This window comes from Promicromonospora kroppenstedtii DSM 19349, assembly GCF_000515355.1.
GTDB classification, from domain to species: Bacteria; Actinomycetota; Actinomycetes; order Actinomycetales; family Cellulomonadaceae; genus Promicromonospora; species Promicromonospora kroppenstedtii.
In genome coordinates, this window is the sequence record NZ_KI911571.1 from 8,037 (window position 1) to 9,881 (window position 1,845).

Consider the following 1,845-nt stretch of genomic DNA (forward strand, 5'->3'; position numbering starts at 1 on the left):
CCGGGTGTGCCGGCGGGCTGGGGCGTGGGTCGGCCGGGGCCGGCCTGGGCGGCGTCCCGCCGGGTGGCGGTCGCTGGTGCGCGTCTGCTGGTGGACATGCGCCCAGCCAAGGCAGCGGGCGGTTGCCGGGGTGTATGCGGATTTCGATACGCCCGCGATATACCCCGCCTCCGTAGCATCGAGGGTATGCGCGTGCTGATCGTCGAGGACGAACCCGAGCTGGCGGACGGCATCCGCGCGGGCCTGCGCCTGGAGGCGATCGCCGCCGACGTCGCGGGCGACGGACACACGGCCCTGGAGCTGCTGAGCGTCAACGCGTACGACATCGCCGTCCTCGACCGCGACATCCCCGGGCCGTCGGGCGACGAGATCGCCCGGGGCCTGGTCGCGTCCGGCAGCGGCATGCCGATCCTCATGCTCACCGCCGCCGACCGGCTCGACGACAAGGCGTCGGGGTTCGAGCTGGGCGCCGACGACTACCTCACCAAGCCGTTCGAGCTGCGCGAGCTCGTGCTGCGGCTCCGGGCGCTCGACCGCCGCCGGGCCCACCACCGCCCGCCGGTGCGCGAGATCGCGGGCCTGCGCGTGGACCCGTTCCGGCGCGAGGTCTACCGCGACGGCCGGTACGTGCCGGTGACCCGCAAGCAGTTCGCCGTCCTGGAGGTGCTCGTGGCGGCCGACGGCGGCGTCGTGAGCGCCGAGGACCTGCTGGAGCGGGCCTGGGACGAGAACGCCGACCCCTTCACCAACGCGGTGCGCATCACGGTGTCGGCGCTGCGCAAGCGGCTCGGTGAACCCTGGGTGATCGCCACGGTGCCGGGCGTGGGCTACCGGATCGACGTGCCGGCCCCCGCGGAAGCCGGCCGTGGATAGGGCGCCCGGCCTGAGCGTCCGCCTCAAGCTCACGCTGAGCTACACGGGGTTCCTCATGCTGGCGGGCACGCTCGTGCTCGCCGTGGTGTGGCTGTTCCTGCTGCGGTACTCGCCCCGGGACGGGATCGACACCCTGCGCGAGCTCCTCAACCCCGGGGTGTTCATCGGCGGGTGGGGACCGCGGGTGTTCCTGCCGGCCGCCACGCTGGTGATGGCGTTCCTGCTGGTGTTCGGCCTGGTGGGCGGCTGGTTCCTCGCGGGCCGCATGCTCGCCCCGCTGGCGCAGATCACCGACGCCACCCGCCGGGCCTCGGGCGGGTCGCTCGCGCACCGGATCCGCCTGCCCGGCCGTCGTGACGAGTTCCGTGAGCTGGCCGACTCCTTCGACGCCATGCTCGCGCGGCTCGAGGCGCACGTCGCCGAGCAGCGCCGGTTCGCGGCCAACGCCTCCCACGAGCTGCGCACCCCGCTCGCGATCGCCCAGACGTTCCTCGAGGTGGCCCGCAAGGACCCGGACGGCGCCACCGGCGAGCTCGTCGAGCGGCTGCACTCCGTCAACTCCCGCGCGATCGACCTCACCGAGGCGCTGCTCGTGCTCAGCCGCGCCGACCAGCGCTCCTTCACCCCGGAGCACGTCGACCTCTCGCTCCTGGCGGAGGAGGCCACCGAGACGCTCCTGCCGCTCGCCGGGCGACGCGGCGTCACGATCGAGACCACGGGCGACGTCACCCCGGCCACCGGCTCGCCGGCGCTCCTGCTGCAGCTGACGACGAACCTCGTGCACAACGCGATCGTCCACAACCTGCCCGACGGCGCCGCCGAGCCCGGCACCGTGCACGTCCACACCGACACCGGGCCCGGCGGCGCGACCCTCGTCGTCGAGAACACGGGGGAGCGGCTCACCGAGGGGCTGGTCGCCACGCTCGCCGAGCCGTTCCAGCGCGGCACCGAACGCGCCCGCGCGGCCCGGTC

At 74.3% G+C, this 1,845-nt stretch carries 2 protein-coding genes; both read left to right on the top strand.

The window, feature by feature from the left end:
- The first annotated feature begins 186 nt into the window (after positions 1-186).
- On the top strand, positions 187-873 hold the full coding sequence (locus tag PROKR_RS00990) for a response regulator transcription factor (RefSeq protein ID WP_036958932.1): 687 nt from the start codon (positions 187-189) through the stop codon (positions 871-873).
- Positions 866-1,845 (top strand): sensor histidine kinase (locus PROKR_RS00995; RefSeq protein ID WP_084800183.1); only part of this gene is annotated, 980 nt, incomplete at its 3' end. The genes PROKR_RS00990 and PROKR_RS00995, both read left to right, overlap by 8 nt.

Coding starts and splice junctions, on each gene's coding strand:
- PROKR_RS00990 (WP_036958932.1), top strand. CDS start 187: ATGCGCGTGCTGATCGTCGAGGACGAACCCGAGCTGGCGGACGGCATC.